Source organism: Sphingomonas sp. MA1305, from assembly GCF_016107325.1.
In the GTDB taxonomy this organism is placed as follows: Bacteria; Pseudomonadota; Alphaproteobacteria; order Sphingomonadales; family Sphingomonadaceae; genus Sphingomonas.
The window spans coordinates 973,546-992,156 of the sequence record NZ_RCVT01000002.1 but is presented as its reverse complement, the minus strand read 5'-3'; the positions used below and the strand labels follow the sequence as shown (position 1 = coordinate 992,156).

The following is an 18,611-nucleotide window of genomic DNA, read 5'->3' as shown; positions in this document are numbered from 1 at the left end:
TCCGGCGGCATCAAGGCCGCGGGCTCAGGCGATGGCGGGTGGTCCCCGCGACGGCGGGTGGATGTAGAAGGCGCGCCGCGGCGGCGCCTGCGCCGCGCGGAGCCGCGCCAGCGCCATGGCGAGCACGATCGCCGCGGCGAGCAGGACGGGATCGACCGGCAGCAACGGCGCCAGCGACAGGCCCGCAAAGGCGCAGGGTCCGTCATGAGACGCACCATGCCGCTCGTGCGGGGCGTCGTGATGGTGCATCCCCGGCATCGCGACAGGCTGCGGCACGGGGTCGGCGGCGGGACACAGGATCAGCGACAGCGTGCCGCCGGCGACATCCGGCATGAACCCCGTCGGCACCAGCAGCCGCAACGCCAGCGCCGCGGCGAACAGCAGCGCGGTCAATCCGCGTCGACGCGCGATCAGGCGGCGGAGGGCATGCACGCGGCAGCCCTAGCGCGGCGAGCGGCAGGCGGAAAGCGTTGTAATGCCAGCTGCGGTCACGCGGCGAGATGCATCGGGATCACGGGCTGGAAGGGGCATGATGCTGCGAGCATTAGCGCCGCACCGCGTGACGGGAGCAGTTTGATTCCAACGACCCCGCTGTCGGGCGGCATCCGGTCTCATGCCCAAAAAAAACGGCGGCCGACCGAGCAAGGGTCGTGCCGCCGCAGGTTCGAGAGGCCGCGCGATTGGGGGCATCGCAGCCTTTCGGGGGCGAAATTACTTCTTCTTGTTCTCACCCGACGCGTCGGACACGGCGCTGCCGGCGGACTTCAGATCCTTGCCGGCGCCATTGACGGTGTTGCACGCGGTCAGCGCGAGCATGGCGGCAAGGCCGGAAGCGATGACGATCCTGGCGGTCATGATCTTCTCCTTCTGAAGAAAACGGGGTGCGGCGGGCCCGATACGCCGGCCCGCCGCGGACACTCAGCGCAGGCGGCGGCGGGTTGCCGTCGTCGCGCCAAAGGCTGCCGCACCGGCGCCGACCAGCAGCGCGAGCACGAGGATGAACGAGGTCTTGGCAGCCGCGCCGGCGGCGGCATCGGCGGCCGACTTGGCGGTCTGCACCGCCTCGTTCTTCGCCTGAACGAACTGCGCCTTGGCGCGGGTCACCTGCGCCTGCGCCTCCGGGCGGCTGATCTTGCGCTGTGCCGCGACGATGTCGACGATACGGCTTTCCGCCTGAGCGCCATCGCTGCCGCCACGCGCCAGGGCGGGCAGCTGCTTGGCGATTTCCTTCTGGGCCTGTTCCGGCGTCATCTGGGCGGGATCGGCCGGCGCGGCGGACAGATAGGCGGAGGCCTCGTCGCGCACGTCGTTCGTGTCGATGCCGGCGATCTGCGCGGCCTTCGGCGCGGCGGCGCCGACCGTCGATCCGGCTGCACCCGCGACCGTGCCGACGGTGCGGAAGGCGCCGCCGATGATGCCGCCCACCGCCGAGGTCAGCAGGTACAGCGTCAGGATCAGCGTCACGCCCCAGACGACCAGGCCATGGACCAGCGCGTCGAACCGCTCGGTGACGCCCGACACGCGGGCCGCGGCATAGCCGCCCGCGCCGAGCGCGACGACGGTGGTGATCAGCCAGTACAGCCCCGCGCCGATGCCGAAGCCGGCGGCGCCGGGCGTCGAGCCCTCGACCGGGTCGACCATCGACAAGCCGATGCCGGTGCCGAGGATGCCGAGCAGCAGTTGCACCGCCACCGCGATCACCACGCCGGCGAAGATCGCACCCCACGACACCCGGCGGCGCGCCGGTTCGCTCGTCGTCTCCAGCGGCACTCGGCCGGTCGTCACAATCGTCGCCATAGTCACTCCTGTTCGTTCGTCATGTTCGGGGCGGCACCGGCCCTGCCGTCCGCCGCCCAATCGGGTGCGCGCGCCGTGCGCCCGTTCGCCGGCGACGGCGTATCGCCCGCCCCGGCCTGTTGCGCGCGACCCGCGCGCACTTCGGCATCATCGCCGATCAGCTTGCCGATCGCCTCGCGCGCCGCGCCCTTGGCCAGCGCGACCTCGTCGCGATCGGAATCGTTCTTGTCCGTGCTCATGCCGACATCTCCCGCGGGCCGATCGCGATCGCCTCGCTCTCGAAGCCGCGCGCCCGCGCCCAGGCGGCGGCGGCGGTGCGGCGGTTGACGCCGATCTTGGCGTAGATGCGCGCAACATGATTGCGCACGGTATTGCCCGCGACGCCGAGCGCGCGGGCGATGCTCTTGTCGTCCAGCCCGCGGCAGATCAGCGCCAGCACCTCGCGCTCGCGTGCGGTCAGGTCGTCGATGCCGGTGCCGGTCTCGTCTGGCTGGGGCGCCCGCAGCCGGGCCAGCTTGTCCATGATCGAACGGCTGAACCAGCTGGTGTCCTTCATCACCGCCTCGATCGCCTCGACCAGCTCCAGCTCGGTCGCCTTGCGCTGGGTGATGTCTTGGAACGCCCACAACAGGCAGGCATCGTCACCCAAAGTGATCGCCTCGGTCGACACCAGACAGTCGATCGCGCCACCGTCCTTGGCGGTGATCCGCGCCTCGTGCCCACGCAGATCGTGGCCATGCTCGATCGCCGCCTCGATGTCGGACCGCACGGCGTCGCTCGCCCACAGGCCGGCATCGGCGAGCGAGCGGCCGATGATCTCGGTCGCGGCATAGCCGGTCAGCGCCGCGAAACTGGCGTTGACCTCGCACAGCAGATGGCCGTCGCGGGCGCCGATCGCCATCGGCACCGGCGCCATCTGGAACGTCCGGGTGAACCGCTCCTCGCTGTGGCGCAGCTGCGATTCCGCCTTTCGCCGCGGCTCCAGGTCGGCGAAGGTGAACAGCATGCAGGGCTGGTCGCCCATGTCGATCGGCTGGCCGGCGACGATCACCAACTTGCTGCCGCCGTCGGGCATCTCCAACTCCGCCTCCATCTGCGGAATGGTCCGCCCCTCGGCGAGCCGTTCCTTGGCAAGGTCGCGACGATCGGCGCCGCGCAGCACGTCGATGTCATAGACCGTCTTGCACAGCACCTGGTCGCGCTGGTGCCCGGTCATCTCCAGGAAGCCCTGGTTGACTTTGACGAAGCGCAGGTCGGACAGGCGGCAGATCACCGCCGGCGCGGGATTGGCGTTGAACGATTGTTCAAACCGGTCCTCCGCCTCGAACCGCGCCGACACGTCCTGGATGACCAGCACGACGCAGGACGGCGCGCCGTCGTCGGCGTCGTTGAGCACCAGACTGCGCACCTGATGGACCCAGCGCGGCGTATCCTCGCCGGCAACGGTGACCTCGACGATCACCTCCGAAAAGGAATCGCCGGCGACGACGCGCTCGATCGGATAATCGTCCGCCGACAGGCGGTGGTTGTTGCGGTAGCGGAGCTGGAATCGCGCCCGGTAATCATCGACCGTCCGGCCGAGCTGCTCGAGCCGCTCGACGCCGTGCATCGCCAGCGCGGCGTGATTGGCCCAGAGCAGGCTCTGGTCCGGATCGATCAGGATCACCCCCTCGTCGAGCCCGGTGATGATCTGCCGCAGATGCCGCAGATCGACCGTCTCGCGCAGGGATTGGAGCGTCGACACCCGTCGGATCTCAGCCGCGACGGCCGTGGATCAGCCAGCCGAGCGCATAGCCGACCACCGCGGCCGCCGCCGCGAAGACCAGGCCTTCGTTACCGCGCACCGAGTCGCGCGCGACCCGGGCGCCATGCTGCGCCGCATCGGCGGTGGCACGGCCGGCGTCACGGGCCGCGGCCGCGGAACGGTCGGCCGCATCGCCCAGCCGCTCGCGGGCGTCGTCGATCAGGCCGGGGGTCGCATCGGCGATGTCGCCGGCGACCGACTGGGCGCGACCGAACAGGTTCTCGGCCGCGCCGGCGACCTGGTCGACGACGCCGTCGACCTGCCAGTTGCGGCTGTCGACCGCGTCGCCCACCGCCTTCTCGACCTTGCCACCGACGTAGCGGACGCCGCCGTGTACCTCATGCTTGTTCATCAGGAATCTCCGGAAAATTTCGGGGGCGTAAGGGTCAGGCCGCGGCGCGCGCCGACCGGGCGCCGGCCGTGCCGCACGACACGCGGGCGCGGGTCACACCGATGACGACGCAGCTGGCGGGCACCGACCTCTCCCTCGCGATCGGCCACCCCATGCGACCGATCCGGCCACACCAACTTATGATAAGTCCGAAACGTTCCTGGTATCTTTGCAGTAGTGTACTAGTCGCCTTCTACCACCACGTCGTGCCAGCGGGCGGCGTAGAGCGCGGCGAACCGCTCGTGCAGGCCGCGCTGCCCCGGATCGTCGCAACGGGCCGCCATGGCGCGGTGCGCGGCGCAGCGGCGCTGCCAATAGTCGCGGTCTTCCTCTGGCGTGCGGTTCATCCCGGCCTCGCTTCGCTCATGTCGGCCGTGACGCTAGGCGACGTCCGCCCCTGCGACCATGATGCGCTCGCACCCGGCCGGCTGGTAGATCGTCTGGTAGTTTGCCCGGCGCGGCGGCCGGCATCAGGCATGTCGCCACGATGCGGACGACGTTCGGCGATCCGAAGGCAGGGTCGCCGGGTCGACATCTTTCCAGGGGTGTAAGCCGGGGAGGCGGTCCGCGTCGCACGTCCGCTCCATAGGGGGCACGCGGCGGCGGCGTCTCGGACAAGTCGCCCCGCCTCCCTGATACGCAAGAGACGGGGCGACCTGCTGTCCGTGGAAGCAGGTTTGCTCCACCCCCCGGCCATAGCCGCCCATGGTTAACGATTCGTCACCAAGGTTGTAGGAGCTGAACCGAACCGGACCAGCGCGTTCACCGCCGGTGAACACCGCCGCGCTATGCTGGCCGGATGGTGAAACGCCCTCTTGATCGGCACGATCGCCGGCTGCGCCAGCCGGCCCGCCGCAGGCCGCCGGCGCGCGAGACGCTCTGGCAGCGCCTGCGCCGGTGGTGGCGCGTGCTACGCCGCGGCTTCTGACGAGACACGGCTCCGGGCCTGAGCTGTGCAGCAGGGACCGACGTTCTGAAGCCGAATGCTGGCCAAGGTCGGATGGCGCCCGTCACGCCCCCCATTCGGGACCGTCCTCATCGGGCACGAACGAGTCGCCTGCGTCCGTTTCAGGTCGGTCCGGCAGATCATCGGACGATGATGACGCCGTGCGTGTGACCGGACGGATCGGCAACGTCGGTACACCGCCCCCGAACCGCAGCCGGATGAACGCCGCGCGCCCGTCCATGCCCTGGAAGATCGCGGCGACCTCCTCGCCGCGCGACATCCGCCCCGCGATGAAGGATGCCCGCTCGGCGCTGACATAGCCCAGCTGCACGCCGTGCGGACCGAGCACGGCGATGGCGTTGCGATCATGCTTGTTCTTGGGCTCCGGACTCAGCGTGACCGGATCGCCCGGCAGCGTCATCATCGCTTCCGACCGCCGATTGCTGCCATCGGCATTCGGGAAGTCGATCCCGACCACGGCAAGGGTCAGTTCCTGCATGATGCCGACCTATGCCCTTGCGGCTATCGCCGGAAGACCTAGCTTGCACCGATGGCGAGCTTCGACGACATGGCCGACCCCGAACTGGCCGCTGCGTGCAACCGGCTTTCCGCGTGGGTTGAACCCCTGCCAGAGGGGGTGCTGATCGATCCGGCGTCCCAGCTGACCGAGAATGACCTCGCCCTGATCCTGCGCCACCTCTACGCCACGCGACACATCGCCGATCGCGAGGAGCGCCCGGCCACCGTCAGCCGAGCGGCCGCGCGACCGTCGGTACCGCTGACCGCGAAGGATTAAAGAGCGGGAACCGCACTGCCCGATCTGCGCTGATAGGCGATGCAGAGCGGCGGGATAGAGCAAGCGGACCTGGCGATCGCGGATGCGGCGGCGCCGGCCAGGACGGCGGCGCCGGTCAAGGTCGCGGGGTGGTTGAGCGAGATTGCCGATCAACCCCAGCTGATCACGCTGTGTACGGCGATCCTGCTGAGCGGAGCGGTGCGTGGCGACCGGCGACTGGCGGCAACGGGCGGCAGGATGCTCGCCGCCGAGCTGCTGGCGACGGCAATGAAGGATGCGATCAAGCACCGGATCGATCGGACCCGCCCCGAAGCCGTCGATGACGGCACGCCCTATGTGATGGAGCCCGGCGACAGCCGCGACAGCGAGCACAACAGCTTCCCGTCGGGACATACGGCCGGCGCGATCGCCGTCGCTTCCGTGATCGCCGGCGCCTATCCGCGCGCACGCCTGCCGGCCTATGCCGCTGCTGCGGCTATCGCCTTTATCCAGATCCCACGATCGAAACATTATGTGAGCGATCTGGCGGCTGGGGGCGTCATCGGTGGCATCGCCGGCTACCTTGCCACCACCATGGGGCGCGCTGGTTCGTCCGCAACCTGACGGGGCGGTCTCGCCTAGAGGGACGCGAGCGGGGCCGCGATGACGACACCGTATTGCACAGGACGCTATAGGCGGCCACGACCTGGCGGGAGAATTGCCTCCAGCGACGCGCATCGATCCAACAGATTGTATCAACTCGGGATTCTATCACGGAATGCACCGCGCGCGGCGCTTGCCGGCGATGGCCGTTCGCCACATCATCCGATCACGCCCTGCCGTCGGCTCGTGAACTCCCTGCGGCAGGGCGCCCTTGGCGAAGCGATCTGCTTCGCAGCGGCACGGTCAGGGTCTGCCGACGCCGATAGAAGGCAATCGTGAGGCCAGGGCGTCACCCGCTCTCCCCCTACGGCCGACGCTGCCGAGGATAGCGAAGATCAGGTCGCCGGCTGCGGACTTCGACGCTGCATCTTCGTTTCCGGCATGGCGAGGAGGTAGAGCAGCAAGCCGGCAACGGCGATCGCCGCCAGGGTGAGAAAGCTGACGCTATAGCCTGCCCAGATGATAACGGAACCGGCGAGCGACGCCGACAGCGCGGCGCCAAGGCTTTGGGTCGTGGCCACGGCGCCCTGGCTGACGTTGAAGCGGCCGGTACCATCGGTGAGGTCGGCGATGATCACGGGAAACAATGCCCCGAAGATCCCCGCACCCACGCCATCGAGCGCTTGCACGCCCACCAGCCAATAGGGGTCGTCAGACACCGTATAGAGCGCCCCGCGCATCGCCAGAACTGCGAAGGCGACAAGGAAGATCGGCTTGGTACCCCAGCTTTCCGTGTGCCGGCCGACGATGATCGCGACCGGTACCATCACGAGTTGCGCCGCGACGATGCAGGCGGCGGTGAGCGAGGTCGCCTGATCCTTGCCGACCGTCTTGGCGAGCAACTGGCTGACCGATGTCAGCATGGCGGCGTTGGAGAGATGGAAGAGAAATGCAATGACCGCGAAGATCAGCAGCGGCTTGTTCTCGACCAGCGTCTTCCAGCCGCTCGGCTCTTCGCACCCCTCTTCCGGTTCGCAATCGAGCCCGCGAGCGACCGCATTGTCGATGTCGTCATTGCAGATGCGTGAGGCACTCATGATGCTGGCGACGGTCAACGCACCCATCAGCCAGAACACGACCACGGGGCCGAAACGCCAGGCCAATGCCCCCGCAAGGGCTGCCGAAACCGCATTGCCGGCGTGATTGAATGCCTCGTTTCGTCCCACCCGCCGGGCGAACATCTTGGGTCCAACCAGGCCGAGGGTGATACCGGATATCGCCGGCGCGAATATCGCCCCTGCCACGGCGGCGATGGATTGGGTCACGGTCATCATTGCGAAGCCGCGAACGAACGGTAGCGAGACACTGGTCAGGGTCACCAGCAAGGCCGCGATCATGACGATTTGGGGCTTGTTGCGGCTCTTGTCGATCAGGCTGCCGGCCGGCGTTTGCGTCAAAAGCCCAACGATCCCGGCGATGGTCAGCACCATGCCGACCGTCGCCTCGTTCCAGCCATGCGCCGGGCCGCGCACCGCAATCAGATAGATCGCCAGATAGGGCCCCAGGCCATCGCGGACATCGGCGAGGAAGAAATTGAGCGCATCGAGGGTCTTGCCCGGTGAAGACCGCTGCGGTCCAGCGTCCTGCGATCGGATGGTTGCGGCTGCCGTCGCCATGAGGTGTTTCCCGCCGTTGCGTGCCGATCAAACTCGGGTCACTCGCGATATGTCCGCGTCGGCCAAATTAATCTGTGATGGCGTGGCGCCGGTCGCTACCGTGCATCTCGCCGGCAACGTGATCGACCCCGTCGGTCGTTGCGAACGTGACCGCCGGCCTTGGCGAAGCAGGCTCGCCGCATGCAGGACTTCGCACGACCTTGTCCGCGGGGTCATGGGCCAACCAGTCACTGGCGCGGCACGCACGGTGTCGATACCATTCCGATATGGGCGAAATCGAACGGCTGGTTCCCTCGGGTATCATCGACCAGTGGGTCTTCCACCTGCGGCGGCAACGCTCGCGGGCGCAGGATGCCATCTGGCTCCTGGATCAAGGCTTCTCCATCCATGACGGACGTGACGGCGTCGCTTTGTCGGATGCCAGCGAGCGTTACCGCCGCGAGCATCAGACGGTGATCGACGAGGTCAACACATTGCTCGAGTTGTACGATCGCATCAACCTGCGCACGTCCGAATACATTGCGGTCGAGACGAACAAAGCGCGTCGATCAACCGATCCGCGCATCTGAGTTTCGCGGTCTGCCGGCAGCGCGACGATGCGGCAGACCAGCCGGTTCTCGCGCACCGTCACTCCGAGATGGAGTTGGCGCCGTCACTTACGGGAGGTGTGACGGCGCCTGGCAGGCAACCCGGGGGAGAGCGCCTGACATGCTCCAGTTGAGCCCTCGTCCGGCCCTTTACAAATGAAAAGCAGTTCACTCGCTCGCCGGTACGTTTTCGCACTGGCCGCGCGCGATCGCTTCGTCCTGAAAGCCGCCGGTGGCGGAACGGCTCGCATGCTGCGCGACGCGTCACCGTCATCGCCGACCGCCCGGTCACAGCACGATCGACAACAAAAGCTGCCGATGCTCGGACGGCGTCAGCGCGCGGCGGGCATCCTGGGCTGCACCGACGGCTTGGCGATAATGCACGGTGCCGAACCGCTCCGCTTCGTCGAAACCGCAGGGCGCCCATTCCTCCGATGGATAGCAGGCGTCATAGATCGCGCGCGCAGCCGCACGCAGCTGGAGATCGTGCTCCATGCCAAGGCTCCTTCAAACGGTTCGCCGACGACCGGCTATCGACAGGCTACGTCGATAGCCCGCTGATTCGCAAGAACATTAGAAGAACAAATAGCGACGTAACGCTGGCCGGGGCGAAGCGCCCGCGGGTGATCGATCATCGCAGCCTCGTGCCGCCGCCCGCAGGGGACGACCCGATCGGAGCTTGGACCGCGTCGGTGATATGCTATCGATGCGGGATGAGCGACGCGCCAAGATCAATGACCGTGCTGGCGGTGGAGGATGATCCCACCGTCCTGATGTTCCTGGAAGATGGGCTGGAGGACCAGGGCTTCACCGTCATCAGCGCCCGCAACAGCGGCGAGGCGCTGAACATGCTGGGCAGCGGCGCCTATGGGGTCGACGTGCTGGTCGCGGACATCCGGCTCGGCGAGGGCATCGATGGCTGGGAGATTGCGCGCTGCGCCCGCGAGATCGTGCCGCACCTGCCGATCGTCTACGTGACCGGCGACAGCTATGGCGAGTTTCAGGGTGAGGGCGTTCCCAACAGCCTGATTCTTCAAAAACCCTTCAGCCGGGTCGAGCTGTCCGACGCGATCCGCTCCTTGCTGTAGGGGTGGCCGCCGATCCCGTCATCGTTCGGGCGCGACCGCATGCGTGATCCGGGTGCTGACGAGCCACTGTGACGCAGAGCGATCAGGAACGTCGGCGCTGGATTTGGAAAAGCCGCCGGCTGCACGTTCCCGCGCAGCCGGCGAAGTTCAGGAGAGCGTCGCCCGACCGGCTGAAACGAGCGGGGAAGCCGGGCGCCCAGGGGAGAGCGCCCATCGGCAGGGCTGCACCGCACCCTGATCTCGATCAAGTGAATAGGGCGTCATGTCGCCGCCGGAGGGTCCGACGGCACGATGACGTCGAGACAGCGCGGCGCGAAAAGTGCCATTGAGCGGACACGCCGCCCGTCGTCGCTGCGGTCAATCTCCGACGAACGCGACTCCGCGGATCCGCACATTCGTCGTCATCGGCGAAAGACGGCCGTCGGCACCGACCGGCAGCACGGCCACCCCGCCGGACCGCTGGTTGGCCACGAGCATCTCTCCCTTACTCTGCATCAGCTTGAAGAATCGGGGCCAGTGGCCGCCCGACGGGACATGCTGCAGCATCCGCGGCATGCCCCGAGCGCCAAGCTCGAATACGCCGATGCTGTCATGGCCGCGGTTGGATACGTAGAGGCGCGTGCCCGCCGCATTCATGGCGATATGGGCGGCGAAGGACGTGCCGTGGAAGCCGGCAGGCAAGCTCGACACCGCGCCGAGCCGAACGAACGTGCCGTCAGAACCGGCGCGCAGCACGGTGACGGTATTGGCGAGTTCGGCGACGAGATAGGCGATCGGCAGCCCAGGGTGGCGCAGCAGATGCCGCGGCCCCGAACCCGGCTCCGCCCGGTAAGCGATCCGGGTGGCCGCGATCCGGCCGCTGGCCCGGTCGATATGGTGAGCGAATATCGCATCGGCACCGAGATCGACGGCGTGCAAAATGGCGTTCCCGGCCGCGAAGCCGACCCAATGGGCGTGCGGCGCAGCCTGGCGTTCGCGATTGGGGCCATGCCCGTGGTGCTCGATCAACTGAGCCCCGGCGCGGGGGAGCCCGGTGGCCTCGTTCAACGTCCAGAGTATGACGCTGCCGGAGGAATAATTCGCGGCCGCAAGCATCTTTCCGTCGGACGACAAAGCGAGATGGCAGGGGTCCGCGCCCAATGTCGGAGAGGCGGCGATCAACCGGAACGACGCATCATAGATGCCCAACCCGCCCGTCTGCTGCTCGTCGACCAGATACCGCAGCGCCGTCCGTGGCGACGTCACCCCGAAGGAGGCGTTGCGCACCGTCCTATGCACCTTTCCCGCGCTCCAGCGGCTTCCGTCGCTGTCCAACGACACCAGCCCGGGACCGCCCTCCTTGGCATAGGTCCCTGCGATCAAGGTCGCGGGAGACGCGGCGAGACCGCGGGCCGGCAGCGATCCTGCGGCGAGCATTCCGCCGACGATGGCGCGGCGGGTGGGAGGGAGAAAGGATGTATCCGGCATACGCCGCTTGAAGCCCGGCTATGCCCGTAGGTCAACGCTGGCGCCGATCGGCGGCACCGGCGTCCTGATCGGCTCGGACCGCCGCCTCGTCTCGATCGTTGGACGGGACCAGACAAGGAGAGTGCGATGTCGGACGACAAAAGCAAACAAGGTCAGCAGGATCGCAGCCGCGTGGCGGGCGACGAACGGTATGAGGTGGAATATTTCGCCTCGCGGCACGGCCTTACCCAGGCCGAAGCGCGTGACCTCATCGACCGGATCGGCAACAATCGCGCGGACCTGGACGCCGCCGCCGAGAAGCTGAACGCGGATCGCGACGCAGGCTGAGGCCAGGACGCCCCGCAACGCCCCAGACAGGCCGATCCAGGGCGATGAGGAAAGGTGCGTTGCGGGTAATGGTGCGCTTACAGGACTCATATCTGTCAATGCAGGCCGCAGAAAAGCTCGGGTTTTGGCCAGCATTTCAATCCGTGGCCCCTGCGTGGCCCACATCAAATTCGGTCCCCTTTTTGGCGTCGAACCCGTGCCGACTGGAACACTGTGCATTGCCTTTGGACCTAATGAGAGTGGCGATTCGGCGTGCCTTCACCTTTGTCAGACGGCTATAGGCTAGCTCGCAAAACAGCCGCTTGCCTCGTAATGTCGATGTCGGGAAACGGATGCCCGGAAGAGCTTTGTCGCAGGCCGCCTAAGCAATTAATTTCGCAATCAAATTATGGACTTGCGAACTCGCCAAGAGCATTAATAGCGCGATCTGAATTCATGGAAAAGGCTGGACGTGCCCGGACCCTAGGTTTTCAACCTCGGTCAACACCAGATCGCATTCTCTGTAAACGTGCGGAGACTAACGCCCCGATCGCCGATCGCACTTTGCGTCAGCTTCGAAACGACCATTCGGGCACCTGCTGATCCTGCAGAAGCCGCAGCCGCCGCCATTCGAGGCCTGCAAAGATAGCGTCTAGCGTGGCATCGCCGTCGACAGGAAGTGCAGCCCCGGCCTCGCGAATGAAGCGGGCATGAAGCACTTCGCTCTTCGACTAGGCGCCTTCCCACCAGTGAATTATCCGCGATCTCGCCGCCGCCAGTGTCGCCTGCGAGGGAAGCCTGTCGCGCTTCTGATGCTGGTTCACCCGGCGATCTGCTGGCAGCAGATTCCACAGATCTCCGCACGGCCAGGCTGACCATGGCAGGCAATGGTCGATGTCGAGCGCCTGCATCGATAGGGGCGATCCGGACCACACGCAGATGGGTTCGTAGCCACTCTCTCGTAGGCGCTCCGCGGCAAGGCGGCCAAGTGCCGTGTCACGCAGTGGTTCTTCCCAGACGAGTGCGGCCTCGGCCTGACCTAGAGGCATTGCGGTTCCCATGCGCTCGGCATAGCCGCGCATCAGGCGCGCCCATTCCTGGACGAGCACAGGTTCGATCCACGCCCCCAGCCGCGTCAGCGTGCGCCAGACCGGACCGGGCACGGCGAAATCGCCCCAGCGTCGTTGCGCTCTGCAAGGATGCCGGCCAGCAGTGCTTGCGCCACCGGCTCGAAGCGCTCCTCGCTGCCCTGCTCCTGAAACCTGAGCAGCAGCACGTAGACTTCAACCGAACGGCGAAGCTCCTCGTCCGTCCATGCAACGCTGGAGCTGGTTGAAGGTTTTCGAGCCATTGTCTGTCAGACTATGGCGACGCGCACCGCCCTGTCATCCCCGGAAACCGAGCGCACGCGCTTCGGCCAGGATCCTGTCACCCTGAACGGCCTGCTTGCGGCTCGGCGGCTTGCCATTGCTGGCCTGCTTGCCGAGGCTGAAAGAGATGGATCGCTGCCATGGCTGCAGGCTTTGGGTGTCCTTCGCCCAAGCGGCGATGTCATACCAGGTCTGGGCCGGAACCTCGGCAATCCGGGTGACCTGCTCGCTTTCGGCTTCGCTTACATGCTCCTCGAGCACGCTGGCCGAGCCGCCGGAGTGCGCCCGATCGCGCGAAAGAAGACCGGTTTCGACAGCGGCTGGGATTTCAATGATCTTCGCCCGAAAACCTTCCCAGCAGGCTTCCTTCTTGCACCATTCACCGATGTCCTGCCCGCCGGGTGGCGTTGTCACGTGCGTATGGGCATGAACGCTCAATATCTCGATGAACGCCGCCAGAGGCTCGGACAGATCCTGCGCCGACCAGATCGCATCGAAGTCGACCCGCTTGGCAGTGTGATAGGAGAGCCAAGCCAGCAGATACGTGACGATCTGCGCGCGGTAGCCGCCGAACTTCTGACGCGAGACGATCTTCTCGGTCTGCTTGAAGAGGATTGCTCGTGCCACGCAGCGTTCGAAATAGCGCTCGTCGGGCTGGAAGGCGCCGCGCTTATCGAGTGTAAACATGAAGTCGAGGTAGTTCTTCTGACCGTGGCGGCTGACGATATGCGGCAGCTGCGACCAAGTCTGCTCGAACTTCGCGAGGTCAGTCTTGGTGATCAGCTGGCTGCGGGGGTGAATGAGTTCCCACTTCCGACGCTCGGCGTCGGTGCGATTTTCAGCAAGGGCATCGTGATACTGGCCCCGCGCGCGCTCGTAGAACCAGCGAGACTGTCGCTGCATGCCGCGAGAGGGGGGAGCCCAGATCGAGCGCGACAGCTCCTGCATTATGCGGTGGAACGGGTGGTTCGACGAGAAGTCGGCCATGTTGACCTTGTTCTGGTTGTTCGCCGACTGGGATATCCTCGGTGCAATCTCCTCGACGTCGCCATCGCTCAGGATTTCGGTGATCTTCACCGGCACCTGCAGGCGGCTGGCGTCGACCTTGTCCTTGCGCCAGGCCCGGAAGATCGACCCTGTCGTCTGGCCTCCGTTCACGATTTGAAAGTCGTCGGCCTCGAGCAGGTCGGCCGTTCCGTCGCCGTGATCAAGCAGCTTCAGTCCGGTTGCCGTCACAGACAGGCCGTTGTTGAAGGCGAGGAACATCTGCGGCTCCTCGATGATCGTCTTGCGGATGCCCTGATTGACCTTGCCCTTCAGCTGCAGAAAGCTGCGAACATTGCGCTCGAGAAGCCGTGGGCCGTGCTGGCGGTACATCTCGACAAGCAGATTGCCGGGAAGCACAGCCATGAGACAGCGATAGCCGCCTCCGGGCGGGCTCGCGACGATGCACCGGACCGGCGCTCCGAGTTTTGGAAAGTCGACATGGATCGGCTCGCGACTGGAGCCGCTGGACACCGCCCGATGAAGGCGCCGCAGATCCCACAGATGGCTCGACACCTCGATCGAGCCGATCATGTAGCTGTCGATCTGGTCTATGGTGGCGAGACCGTCGGTGATGACGAAAAGACGCACGTGGCTGAGATCGCTGCGAGCCTCCCAGATCGCGCGCGTCATGTCGTAGCCTCGAAGGGCCTCTTCCCGTTCCCTGTGGAGGCCGCCAAGGGCCTTGTCGAGATAGGCACCAAGGCGTTTGAAGCCCGTGTCGATATCCGCCTTTGGAACCGTGGCAGCGGTCCCGTCGAGGCGTGGCACTACCAGGAACAGGTCGAGCCGATCGTTGTCTTCGGAGAGAAAGTATCCGGAGCAGCGGAGGCCGCGTCCTTCAAAGGGACAGGAAATGCCGTCATCGATCTCGCCGGCGTCGGCGAGATGCTCGAACATCAGTTCAGCGAAGGCCTCGGCGCGCATGGCGCCGTCCTCTGCCGCGTCCGCACGCGCGATCACATCTTGGAGGATGTTGACCGCATAGGTCTGCAGATCGTCGATCTCAGCCATTGTCGACCTCCAGCAGTTCGGCGGCGTCCTCTTCGGAAATCTCGAATGGCCCCAGATCGTCCGCGATGATCGAGTAGCCTATGTCACCGACGCCTGGTGGCAGGTTCGCCTCCGTCAGCCTCGGGAACTCGCCTTGAACCCGAAAATATCGGGTTGAAGAGACACGCCAGCGATTGGGTTGATAGAGCGGCGCGTGCACATCAAGATATCCGCCGAGCATCAGTCTGTCGTCGAACTGCCGTGAAGCCGCCGGATCTGCGACGAGTACCGCACGCAATCGAGCGACGACCTCGGGAAGCGAAATGCCGAGCGCTGCGCTCTCGTCGAAGCGCAGATGTGCCAGCACAAGTGCCCTGTAGGGCCGCTCGTCGAGCTGCTTCTCGTTTGCGATGACAATACGCGCGTGACGCTTGGCAAGACTGGTCTTTACTTCGACGGCCGTCGCGCCGTGGACAAAGTCCTGGTGCGCCGGGTCAGGTCCGACCCACGCAAGCACAGCCACGAGAGGATCGAGCCGAGGCATCAGAAGCGCCTCGAGTATCAGCAGTTCGCCGATCATCCCGCGCTGCCGTTCCTCGGACAGGCCTTCGACCGGAACGCGCTCGAACAGGCCCTGCCACAAGCAGATCCGGTCGATGCACCGCCGGAGGGCAGCAGCTACTGTTGACTCGCTCGCCGCGGTCGCGATCAGATCCGCGGATAGTACGGCGAAGATGTCGAGCAGCCTGTCGTCCTCGAGGATTATCCGCAGGACGGTGCGCTCCGGCGGGCCCGCAACAACCTCGTGAACCGTCCTCACCCCGCGGCACGTCGGAATGCGGTCACCGGCCGGCCGATAGGCCCCATCGCCTTCGATCAGCAGGCCCGGGCGGCCGGCTGGCCAGAAGACGCAGGCGAACAGATCGGCTGCAGCTTCCGTGTCGAGCCGCACGCGCTGGATTCCGACAGGATGGGCGGTTTCCTGCCCAAGACTCTCCCACGCTTCCATCATTCGCTCGGGTGTCATTCGAACATGCTCTCGAGCTGCTTCACGCTGTTCTCTGCATAGTCGAGCAGTGGCGCACCGGCATCGAACGGGAAGCTGACGGCAAAGCCCATCAGCGGCAGATCGCCGGGGAGTCCGGCGTCGATCGGATAGACGATGAGCAGACCCCGATCGTGGCTTCGCTGGCGGCGAATGAACGGACCGCTGGCTGTCTTCGGACGATCCTTCTTGGGCTCGGGTTTCTTCTCCCAGGCATCGATCGTGTGCTGCATTGCCCGTTCCTGCGCCGTACGGTCGAGATCGGCCACCTCGTCGGCGGGACTGACCAGGCGCCCGATGGTGATCCTGCCGTCGCCGCCGTGCCGGTCGGGTTCGCGGTCGGTCAGCGTAACCTCATAGGGGCCAATCAGACGCGAGACCTTCGACCGGCCATTGCCGGCCAGAATCACGGTCCACGTCTTCAGCCTCCCCGCGGTGACTCGGTTCCCAACATATTCGGCTAGCGCGCGGCTGTTGGCCTTCCACGAGTCGCGGGACGTCTCGACCTGCCGAAGCAGGGTGACGATTTCGCTGCCATCGACCTCGTTCCAAACCTGCCGTCCCTTGCCGCTCTGCGCAGGAAGGCGCCGGAAGAATGCTTCGAAGGCGTTAAAGTTGGATTTCGCCTGTCCTTCCTCGAACGACACGGTCTCGGAGATCGTCCCCGAAAATCCGGCGCGCACGCGTGTGCCGGCGCGCATCTTGTTCGCCGCCGTGATGAGGAGTCCGTCCGGATGAGTACGGACCCGATGCCCGAACTGGAGCGGTGTCTGTCCGGTGCTGAAGGCGAGATCGAATTCCTCGCGCAGCTCCGCCGTAGCCGTCGCGATATGGCGATACCAGCGCACTAGGACAGGGGAAGTATAGAGCCGGCAGAGATCTGCGTAGCGCGGTCGATAGCCGAACCAGCGGCCCATCTGCATCAGCGTGTCGTACATCTTGGTCGTGCGGATGAAGTAGCTGACCGACAGGCCTTCGAGCGTCAGGCCGCGGGAGAGCTTGTCGCCACCGACAGCGATCACCGAGAGGCCGCCAGGATGGTCGGTATAGTCGAGCGCGTCCTTCGCCGAACCATTCACCCGCCGGACGCGGATTCGGTTCGCTGCGTCGAAAAGCTGTCCCCTGACGTCCTCCCAGTCAACCGGCGGCAGATCGTGGTCGGCAAGCGCGGCTCGGAGCTCGTCGGATTTCGCGACAAACTCCTTCTCCCATAACGCCTGCAGTTCGCCCAGCGCAGTGCCGCCGGTGCCGGGGAACTCGAGCTGGCGGACGATGTCGACCAGATGTTCATCGACAAGCGCGGCAACCTTGTCCTGCACCGCCACCAACCGAGTGACATGGATGAGCATCGAGTTGTCGACGTCGATATCGCCGCGAACCCGACGCGCCGCGCAGACTAGGATGAAGGCGAGCATCGCCTCCTTGAGCGACGCCGGAAGCTCGGTGACGGGCAGATCCATCTTGTGGCCCGGCGGGAAGACGGCGGCCGCGTCGCTGATCTTCTTGATGATGGGCAGGCCCTTGGCCTCGCCATCGGCACCCGGCCGGTTGATGCCGAAGACCTTCTCGGGGCCAATATAGGTCGACGGTGCAGGAAGATTGATGATGAAGCTGCGTGGGAAGAGATCGGGGCCGCCGACCTTGTGCTTCGCTTCGTGGTGGATGAAGACGTTTGCGAACGGCGTGGCGGTGTAGCCGACATAGGCGCTCTTCTCGAACGACACGAGAAGACGCCGGATGAGGAGATTGGTCTTGGTGGGATCGGCATCCTCGTCGATCGTGCCGTCATCGTTCCTGAATTCGTTTGTATTGGCAGACGCGTTGTCAGCCTCGTCGTCGATGACGAGCATCGGCACATCACGGACGATCTTCCCGCCCGGAGTGCCAGGGTCGTCGACGCCGCGTACCGACGTGACCCATGCGAGCAGGTTCTCGAGGATGCTGACACGCTTCTTCACGACAAGGATGATCGGGTCACGGCCGCCGGGAACCAAGCGCGTTCCGTTCGCGGTTCCTGTCTTGAAATCGCCGCCATCAGCGCTGCTGGTCAGCGAGTGGGCGACCAGAAACGGCGCGCTCGGCATCTTGCCGGCGCCGATACGCTGATTTTCCTGATCGTCGGCGAGCAGGCTCAGACGCGTATCGAAGCCGAGAAAACCCTCGTCGAGACGAAGCTGCGTCTGACTTCGCAGGCTGTTGTGGACGCCTGCAAGAACGATGACGAGCGGGAAGCCCGCATCGACCGCCTTGCAGATGAGCGCAGTGTAGTTGGACGTCTTGCCCGACTGCACATCGCCGACAACCAGACCACGCCGATCCCAGCTGCCCGGTGTTTCGGGGTCGCGGAGGCGATCGAGAATGTCATCGGTCATCCGGTCGAGCTGGACGAGCGGTCCGGTTGCCCATCCCTTGCCGCGATCCAACCAGTGCCGATATCTGTCCCAGAAGGCGAAGGGGCGCCGTTCCCGGGCGACCTTGACCCAGGCGCTGAACTCCTTGTCGTCGATAATCGAATAGCCGCCGACCAGCGTGTTGTTCTTCGCTTCGAGCTTTCGGAGCAGACGCGTTCGGTCGACACCGCTGTAGGGCGGCATTGCGATGACCAGATCGACCGTGCGCTCGAGCGCTTCCTGCGTAATGCGTGACTCCAGCTCCAGCAGCGAGTTCGCTGTCCCGTACGCGCTGTTCAGAAGCTGCTCCGCCTGTCCGCCTGCCATCA

Annotated in this window: 22 protein-coding genes; 6 read left to right on the top strand and 16 right to left on the bottom strand. The window is 65.7% G+C overall.

All coding sequences use genetic code 11. The annotated features are described in order from the left end of the window. Nucleotides 1-24: 24 nt before the first annotated feature. The 7 genes from D9601_RS12770 to D9601_RS12740 form a co-directional block, all read right to left on the bottom strand. Nucleotides 25-432 (bottom strand): DUF2946 family protein, encoded by a 408-nt coding sequence (locus tag D9601_RS12770; RefSeq protein ID WP_198354355.1) that lies wholly within the window; start codon nucleotides 430-432, stop codon nucleotides 25-27. A 279-nt stretch (nucleotides 433-711) separates the two neighbouring features. Beyond that, entirely contained in the window at nucleotides 712-855 is a 144-nt protein-coding gene (locus tag D9601_RS12765) for an entericidin A/B family lipoprotein (RefSeq protein WP_198354354.1), read from the bottom strand. 63 nt (nucleotides 856-918) lie between these two features. Then, the gene (locus D9601_RS12760; RefSeq protein WP_198354353.1) at nucleotides 919-1,797 is read right to left on the bottom strand and encodes a hypothetical protein; all 879 of its coding nucleotides are present in this window, start codon (nucleotides 1,795-1,797) and stop codon (nucleotides 919-921) included. A 2-nt stretch (nucleotides 1,798-1,799) separates the two neighbouring features. Beyond that, entirely contained in the window at nucleotides 1,800-2,036 is a 237-nt protein-coding gene (locus D9601_RS12755; RefSeq protein ID WP_198354352.1) for a hypothetical protein, read from the bottom strand. Next, nucleotides 2,033-3,550: a PAS domain S-box protein gene (locus D9601_RS12750; RefSeq protein ID WP_443024751.1), complete on the bottom strand. Its 1,518-nt coding sequence runs from the start codon at nucleotides 3,548-3,550 to the stop codon at nucleotides 2,033-2,035. The genes D9601_RS12755 and D9601_RS12750 overlap by 4 nt, the downstream gene beginning before the upstream one ends. 1 nt (nucleotide 3,551) lies before the next feature. Continuing rightward, nucleotides 3,552-3,953, bottom strand: a complete 402-nt coding sequence (locus D9601_RS12745) for a CsbD family protein (RefSeq protein ID WP_198354350.1) — start codon at nucleotides 3,951-3,953, stop codon at nucleotides 3,552-3,554. 221 nt (nucleotides 3,954-4,174) lie between these two features. Further along, nucleotides 4,175-4,339 (bottom strand): hypothetical protein, encoded by a 165-nt coding sequence (locus D9601_RS12740; RefSeq protein WP_198354349.1) that lies wholly within the window; start codon nucleotides 4,337-4,339, stop codon nucleotides 4,175-4,177. Nucleotides 4,340-4,791: 452 nt separating this feature from the next. On the opposite strand from D9601_RS12740, the gene D9601_RS20055 reads away from it, so the two are divergent. Next, a complete protein-coding gene (locus D9601_RS20055) occupies nucleotides 4,792-4,920 on the top strand; it encodes a hypothetical protein (protein ID WP_269769673.1) in 129 nt (42 codons plus the stop codon). An 82-nt stretch (nucleotides 4,921-5,002) separates the two neighbouring features. Here the strand turns inward: D9601_RS20055 and D9601_RS12735 are convergent, their stop codons facing one another. Further along, nucleotides 5,003-5,362 (bottom strand): HIRAN domain-containing protein, encoded by a 360-nt coding sequence (locus tag D9601_RS12735; protein WP_232474083.1) that lies wholly within the window; start codon nucleotides 5,360-5,362, stop codon nucleotides 5,003-5,005. Between the two features lie 126 nt (nucleotides 5,363-5,488). Here D9601_RS12735 and D9601_RS12730 point away from each other — a divergent pair, with 126 nt between their 5' ends. Both D9601_RS12730 and D9601_RS12725 read left to right on the top strand, forming a co-directional pair. Next, nucleotides 5,489-5,734 carry a hypothetical protein gene (locus D9601_RS12730; protein WP_198354347.1) on the top strand — a complete coding sequence of 82 codons (246 nt, stop codon included), beginning with the start codon at nucleotides 5,489-5,491 and terminating at the stop codon, nucleotides 5,732-5,734. A 39-nt stretch (nucleotides 5,735-5,773) separates the two neighbouring features. Further along, on the top strand, nucleotides 5,774-6,337 hold the full coding sequence (locus tag D9601_RS12725) for a phosphatase PAP2 family protein (protein WP_198354346.1): 564 nt from the start codon (nucleotides 5,774-5,776) through the stop codon (nucleotides 6,335-6,337). Between the two features lie 374 nt (nucleotides 6,338-6,711). Here D9601_RS12725 and D9601_RS12720 read toward each other — a convergent pair whose 3' ends face one another. Next, complete coding sequence (locus D9601_RS12720) at nucleotides 6,712-7,992, bottom strand: MFS transporter (RefSeq protein WP_198354345.1); 1,281 nt, start codon at nucleotides 7,990-7,992, stop codon at nucleotides 6,712-6,714. Nucleotides 7,993-8,258: 266 nt separating this feature from the next. On the opposite strand from D9601_RS12720, the gene D9601_RS12715 reads away from it, so the two are divergent. Next, nucleotides 8,259-8,561, top strand: coding sequence for a hypothetical protein (locus D9601_RS12715; protein ID WP_198354344.1), 303 nt, complete (start codon nucleotides 8,259-8,261; stop codon nucleotides 8,559-8,561). Between the two features lie 306 nt (nucleotides 8,562-8,867). On the opposite strand, the gene D9601_RS12710 is transcribed toward D9601_RS12715, so the two are convergent. Continuing rightward, entirely contained in the window at nucleotides 8,868-9,074 is a 207-nt protein-coding gene (locus tag D9601_RS12710) for a hypothetical protein (RefSeq protein ID WP_198354343.1), read from the bottom strand. A 218-nt stretch (nucleotides 9,075-9,292) separates the two neighbouring features. Here D9601_RS12710 and D9601_RS12705 point away from each other — a divergent pair, with 218 nt between their 5' ends. Beyond that, entirely contained in the window at nucleotides 9,293-9,667 is a 375-nt protein-coding gene (locus D9601_RS12705) for a response regulator (protein WP_198354342.1), read from the top strand. Nucleotides 9,668-10,024: 357 nt separating this feature from the next. Here D9601_RS12705 and D9601_RS12700 read toward each other — a convergent pair whose 3' ends face one another. Then, nucleotides 10,025-11,083, bottom strand: coding sequence for a lactonase family protein (locus tag D9601_RS12700; RefSeq protein ID WP_232474081.1), 1,059 nt, complete (start codon nucleotides 11,081-11,083; stop codon nucleotides 10,025-10,027). 177 nt (nucleotides 11,084-11,260) lie between these two features. Here D9601_RS12700 and D9601_RS12695 point away from each other — a divergent pair, with 177 nt between their 5' ends. Beyond that, the gene (locus D9601_RS12695) at nucleotides 11,261-11,461 is read left to right on the top strand and encodes a DUF3606 domain-containing protein (protein ID WP_198354340.1); all 201 of its coding nucleotides are present in this window, start codon (nucleotides 11,261-11,263) and stop codon (nucleotides 11,459-11,461) included. A gap of 710 nt (nucleotides 11,462-12,171) precedes the next feature. Here the strand turns inward: D9601_RS12695 and D9601_RS20140 are convergent. The 5 genes from D9601_RS20140 to D9601_RS12670 are packed head-to-tail and all read right to left on the bottom strand — an operon-like array spanning nucleotide 12,172 to nucleotide 18,609. Further along, nucleotides 12,172-12,603: an HNH endonuclease domain-containing protein gene (locus D9601_RS20140; protein ID WP_198354339.1), complete on the bottom strand. Its 432-nt coding sequence runs from the start codon at nucleotides 12,601-12,603 to the stop codon at nucleotides 12,172-12,174. Beyond that, nucleotides 12,576-12,791 (bottom strand): hypothetical protein, encoded by a 216-nt coding sequence (locus tag D9601_RS12685; protein ID WP_198354338.1) that lies wholly within the window; start codon nucleotides 12,789-12,791, stop codon nucleotides 12,576-12,578. Before D9601_RS12685 ends, D9601_RS20140 begins: the two co-directional genes overlap by 28 nt. Nucleotides 12,792-12,825: 34 nt before the next feature. Beyond that, the gene (locus D9601_RS12680) at nucleotides 12,826-14,868 is read right to left on the bottom strand and encodes an AIPR family protein (RefSeq protein ID WP_198354337.1); all 2,043 of its coding nucleotides are present in this window, start codon (nucleotides 14,866-14,868) and stop codon (nucleotides 12,826-12,828) included. Next, nucleotides 14,861-15,859 carry a PD-(D/E)XK motif protein gene (locus tag D9601_RS12675; RefSeq protein WP_198354336.1) on the bottom strand — a complete coding sequence of 333 codons (999 nt, stop codon included), beginning with the start codon at nucleotides 15,857-15,859 and terminating at the stop codon, nucleotides 14,861-14,863. Before D9601_RS12675 ends, D9601_RS12680 begins: the two co-directional genes overlap by 8 nt. Nucleotides 15,860-15,870: 11 nt before the next feature. Further along, on the bottom strand, nucleotides 15,871-18,609 hold the full coding sequence (locus D9601_RS12670) for a Z1 domain-containing protein (RefSeq protein ID WP_198354335.1): 2,739 nt from the start codon (nucleotides 18,607-18,609) through the stop codon (nucleotides 15,871-15,873). Nucleotides 18,610-18,611: the final 2 nt, after the last annotated feature.

Coding starts and splice junctions, on each gene's coding strand:
- D9601_RS12765 (WP_198354354.1), bottom strand. CDS start 855: ATGACCGCCAGGATCGTCATCGCTTCCGGCCTTGCCGCCATGCTCGCG.
- D9601_RS12760 (WP_198354353.1), bottom strand. CDS start 1,797: ATGGCGACGATTGTGACGACCGGCCGAGTGCCGCTGGAGACGACGAGC.
- D9601_RS12755 (WP_198354352.1), bottom strand. CDS start 2,036: ATGAGCACGGACAAGAACGATTCCGATCGCGACGAGGTCGCGCTGGCC.
- D9601_RS12745 (WP_198354350.1), bottom strand. CDS start 3,953: ATGAACAAGCATGAGGTACACGGCGGCGTCCGCTACGTCGGTGGCAAG.
- D9601_RS12740 (WP_198354349.1), bottom strand. CDS start 4,339: ATGAACCGCACGCCAGAGGAAGACCGCGACTATTGGCAGCGCCGCTGC.
- D9601_RS20055 (WP_269769673.1), top strand. CDS start 4,792: ATGGTGAAACGCCCTCTTGATCGGCACGATCGCCGGCTGCGCCAGCCG.
- D9601_RS12735 (WP_232474083.1), bottom strand. CDS start 5,362: ATGATGACGCTGCCGGGCGATCCGGTCACGCTGAGTCCGGAGCCCAAG.
- D9601_RS12730 (WP_198354347.1), top strand. CDS start 5,489: ATGGCGAGCTTCGACGACATGGCCGACCCCGAACTGGCCGCTGCGTGC.
- D9601_RS12725 (WP_198354346.1), top strand. CDS start 5,774: ATGCAGAGCGGCGGGATAGAGCAAGCGGACCTGGCGATCGCGGATGCG.
- D9601_RS12720 (WP_198354345.1), bottom strand. CDS start 7,992: ATGGCGACGGCAGCCGCAACCATCCGATCGCAGGACGCTGGACCGCAG.
- D9601_RS12715 (WP_198354344.1), top strand. CDS start 8,259: ATGGGCGAAATCGAACGGCTGGTTCCCTCGGGTATCATCGACCAGTGG.
- D9601_RS12710 (WP_198354343.1), bottom strand. CDS start 9,074: ATGGAGCACGATCTCCAGCTGCGTGCGGCTGCGCGCGCGATCTATGAC.
- D9601_RS12705 (WP_198354342.1), top strand. CDS start 9,293: ATGAGCGACGCGCCAAGATCAATGACCGTGCTGGCGGTGGAGGATGAT.
- D9601_RS12700 (WP_232474081.1), bottom strand. CDS start 11,083: ATGCTCGCCGCAGGATCGCTGCCGGCCCGCGGTCTCGCCGCGTCTCCC.
- D9601_RS12695 (WP_198354340.1), top strand. CDS start 11,261: ATGTCGGACGACAAAAGCAAACAAGGTCAGCAGGATCGCAGCCGCGTG.
- D9601_RS12685 (WP_198354338.1), bottom strand. CDS start 12,791: ATGGCTCGAAAACCTTCAACCAGCTCCAGCGTTGCATGGACGGACGAG.
- D9601_RS12680 (WP_198354337.1), bottom strand. CDS start 14,868: ATGGCTGAGATCGACGATCTGCAGACCTATGCGGTCAACATCCTCCAA.
- D9601_RS12675 (WP_198354336.1), bottom strand. CDS start 15,859: ATGATGGAAGCGTGGGAGAGTCTTGGGCAGGAAACCGCCCATCCTGTC.
- D9601_RS12670 (WP_198354335.1), bottom strand. CDS start 18,609: ATGGCAGGCGGACAGGCGGAGCAGCTTCTGAACAGCGCGTACGGGACA.